A 3,900-nucleotide genomic window follows, 5' to 3' on the forward strand; every position below is an offset into this window, starting at 1 on the left:
ATGTGCCACTGTTGATCATCGCTCAGCGTAACGCCTCCTGTTATCCCTTCGCCTGGCACACTAGAATAAAAGTTTCCTATTAAGTTAGTTCTGTCGATGCCTGTGGTCGATGTGGTCTGAATATTCACCTTCACGGCCGATGTATTTAAGTTCCCCACACTGTCTTCGGCCACCAGCCAAACGTCATAGTTTGTCGCTGTAGCCAAGCCGGTGATGCTGATTGTCGCCGGCGAACTCGTCGACGTCAGGTTCACGAAGCCGCTCATCCCGGCGCCCGGGCTCGCTCCGCCCGCCGCCTGGCCGGCTTTCACCTCCGCCGCCGTCGGCGCCGTGGCCCCGTCAGGCACCACCACGTAGTAAGCCTTGCCGGTCTCGTTCGTCTGAACCAATACGTTCGCGCCGTTCTGGGTACATGTTCCCGTTTGCGGATAACCGACCGCCCAGGTCGGGGGGGTCGTGTCCGGCGCTGCACCAGAGATATTGACGATCCCCACACTTTGCGTATCGAAACTGTTGTTGGTAATGTTCAAAATGATTTCATAGTCTCCTACCTGCGCCCCTACAGCCGGAGTCACCGTGACATTCAGCGTTTTCATGCCAGCACTGGCAATGCAGTCCGCACCTGTATCGGCAGACCTTTCTAAGACTGCCATCCATCCAGCAGGCGCTTCGACAGTATAACTGGCGTCCTGGGCGCTGGGACTCAGATTCTGCACATCAAACTGCAACGTTACAGGTTCACCCGATGAAGCTTTCAGATCGCCGGAAGCGATGACGGCTGCGTTGACAAAAGAGTCATTCGCGGAAATCGTCCATGTTTCACCGGCATTCAGCGTACTTTTCGTCCATTCCATGGCATACCCGTTGTCAACATCCGCGCCAGGCTGAATAGTTTTGCTCAGCGTGCCTCCATTACAGACGTCTTGGGTAACGTCGTAATAATAGCCGGAACGATAGGAACTGGGCGTAGGGCTGATCCCGAGCATCCCCATGCGTTGTTGCCCTTCTGGTGTTACTTTCTTGACGCCGATCATTTTGGTTATAGGGTCCCAGAATGCTTCCCCTCTGTCATCGCCGGATAAAAACGAATCTACTCCACGCATGAAGTGGATGTTCGAGACAGCAGAGCCCCCACCGTTGTAAATTATCCATTTCAATTTCACGTATTGCGATGTATTTTTAACAAGGGTCACTTTTTGAACGATCTGAATACTTCCCACATTCCACGTGGTGGTAATGGTATTGTCGAGTTTTGATTGTGTGCTTGCATCGATTTTGGGTAAAGAGCCCATGCCAGCATCTGAATCATTAGAATAGTAATAACCCAAACTAGAAATACTTCCATTGATATCGATGGCCGCTCCAGAGCCAGCAATGGTCCCGAAATCATTATACTGTCCGGCAAAATCTATCCCATCATGTCTTTCCACCTGAACATTGCCATCAATCACTGTCACCCTGAGATTGCCTTTGCTAGGAACACCCCCGAGAACATCCGTCTGCAAAAGGCCATCATACTTGGCCGCGATAGTTTTGGACCGGATTGGGCCGGTGCTTGCCTCTAGCGTCCAGTTCCCCTGCAATGCTTCGTCGCCTGTGGCATCGGTAGATGCAGCAACATTCGCACCAGTGGTGATTGCCAATTGACCGATAAACTTACTTCCCCTAGTCCCTTCGGCGACATTGCATCCATAGATAAGGATGTCGCTGTTTTCTCCTAATGAATCACTGATCGCTCGCAGCGACTCTCTATATTTTTCCATGGTTTCAGTGGACAACACGCCCTTACCGAGGCTAATCTTGCCTGGCGCGCCGTGGGAGAAGATATGTATCGCCTTGATATCTTGCCGCGTCTTTAAAACTTCCGCAATCTGCTCAATGCCGTCCCGCTGGTTATCCAGCACAACCGCTTCGACTCCCTGCGGAATTGACTGCACAAACGCCAGAGTTGGATTAATCCCCCCGTCGATAAAGGCAATCTCCCGGGACTCTGTGACCGCTTCCGCATTTAGCGTAACTATCCATGCGTTGAACAATAGAAGGATAGATAATAGCGAAAATATTAACTTTAATGAAACGTTGCAATCTTTTCTTACTCTCGATAAACCCTTTACATATAATCTCATTCTGTTCCTCCTCGTCATATTTTTGTTTATTATCATATTTTTCAATACTTAATATCAGTCTTTTCTATAAGCAACCCTCCTGCAACCCATACTGCTTCTCTTTTGAAACGCTATTTATTCCCCAATCCTCTTTCTTCCCTTCTCCCTTCATAGGGCATTTAGTTTTTATCTATTTCCATTTTCACTTATTTCGACTAAGTTCTGTTCCTTAAATTGTATTTACGACTTTATGAAGCAAAATCCTCTTTTTTAAAAGGATTTACGTTCCATGTTTGGGCAGATGTCATTCTTTAGGCTGATTCTAGGGCAAAACCTGCACTAAACTCGAGTCCGCTCTTTCAGTTTCTATTTGTAAACTTAAGTTTCGCAGAACAAAAAGGGCACCAAATCATTACCTAGTCTAGGAAAGACGGGGGGGTTCTGATACTTGACATAGAAAAACACCTCTACAACTGGAAATTTGCAACACTATCGAATAGAGGTTTCACTCCCTTTGATAGAGAAAAAGGATTCCATTGAGCGACTCCAGGAAGACATTCACCGTGCTTTTTCTGAACTAAAAATCGGTAAGCATCACGTATGGCTTAAGTATCTCTCTTTAATCTCTCGACAGAACACACGCTAAGCGGGGCGTCATAGGAACAGTTCTGGAATTCCTTCTCTAAGCGAAAAAACGTTCTGCAGCATTTAAATAAGGTTTCGATATTCCAACGCATTCCGTAGATACGGCAAAGGCGATTATCTTAAATGTGTACATGTACCTGAATCATGTTCTGAAGAAACTACCGGGGACCGATTTTAGTGCAAATCCACCGCTGCATGAGGATTTCGTGCCTTGGTTAGAAAACTGTAAGCGCACAATCTTAGGGTACACTTACAACGGAAACCCCGGTATGACTTTACTTGTCGTACCGGGGTTTCCACAATCATCGCTATTTTGTTTTTCGACAGTCGTCCAGCAGACCAAGTGGCCTTGGCCAGTCCAGTCAGCGGGCCTCTTCCAAACAACAGTTTAAGGCGGTGACTGCTTCCGCCCGGGTAATGGGCTGCTCAGGGCAGAAGGTTTGATCGGCATAGCCTTTCATCCATCCTGCTTCATTCACTCCGGCGATGTATTTTTTCGCCCAGTGATTTCGGGTGTCGTCAAAGGCGTTCGCCAGTAGTGCCGCCATTTCCGAACGCTGAATCGGTTGTTCCGGCCGGAAGGTGCCGTCGGGATAGCCGTTCACGTAGTGGGTATGGTTGAGCATCGTTGGGTTGTTGGGTGGCGTATTTCCCGGTTGCGGTTTTATTGGCACGATTCGTCATCGCCATCACTGTCTCCGCCGCTGCTTTCGCCCGATTCTTGTGTGGCCGTTTTCTTCGGCTGCATTTTGAAATTGTAGTTTACGATCGTTTCCCCCACATGGATAATCCCGTCTTCGACCCAACTGTCTTCTCCCGGCTTGGCTGATACGTCTCTCTTTTCCACGCGGCTGTCGTATTTTTCATAGCCCTCTTTTTCCCGATGATATAGTAGTCTGCTTGGTGGGACACCATTCAGGCGTATTCGCCCTTGGCCGTGGACTTTTGCGGATCCTTGTTTTGGTTTGGCGGGAATTATTTTAAAGCTGATAGGTCGACGACCCCATTACCCGTTACATTCGATGGAGAAAGCTATCGTTGGTATACAAAGGCAACGCCACTTGTACTGCTTTAATCGGATAGGAGGTCACCCATTATTTGAGTGACCGACCTTCCACACCACCGTGCGTACCGTTCGGTACACGGCGGT

At 48.6% G+C, this 3,900-nt stretch carries 3 protein-coding genes; all 3 read right to left on the reverse strand.

All coding sequences use genetic code 11. The features are described from left to right. Positions 1 to 2,126, reverse strand: a 2,126-nt coding sequence (locus GJ688_RS19330; protein ID WP_170292170.1) for a DUF4347 domain-containing protein, incomplete at its 3' end; no start/stop codon positions are given. 986 nt (positions 2,127 to 3,112) lie between these two features. Then, a complete protein-coding gene (locus GJ688_RS19335) occupies positions 3,113 to 3,424 on the reverse strand; it encodes an S-layer homology domain-containing protein (RefSeq protein ID WP_155478135.1) in 312 nt (103 codons plus the stop codon). Then, on the reverse strand, positions 3,415 to 3,597 hold the full coding sequence (locus GJ688_RS19340) for a hypothetical protein (protein WP_155478136.1): 183 nt from the start codon (positions 3,595 to 3,597) through the stop codon (positions 3,415 to 3,417). Before GJ688_RS19340 ends, GJ688_RS19335 begins: the two co-directional genes overlap by 10 nt. Positions 3,598 to 3,900 lie beyond the last annotated feature (303 nt).

It is taken from the genome of Heliobacterium mobile (assembly GCF_009720735.1).
GTDB classification, from domain to species: Bacteria; Bacillota; Desulfitobacteriia; order Heliobacteriales; family Heliobacteriaceae; genus Heliobacterium; species Heliobacterium mobile.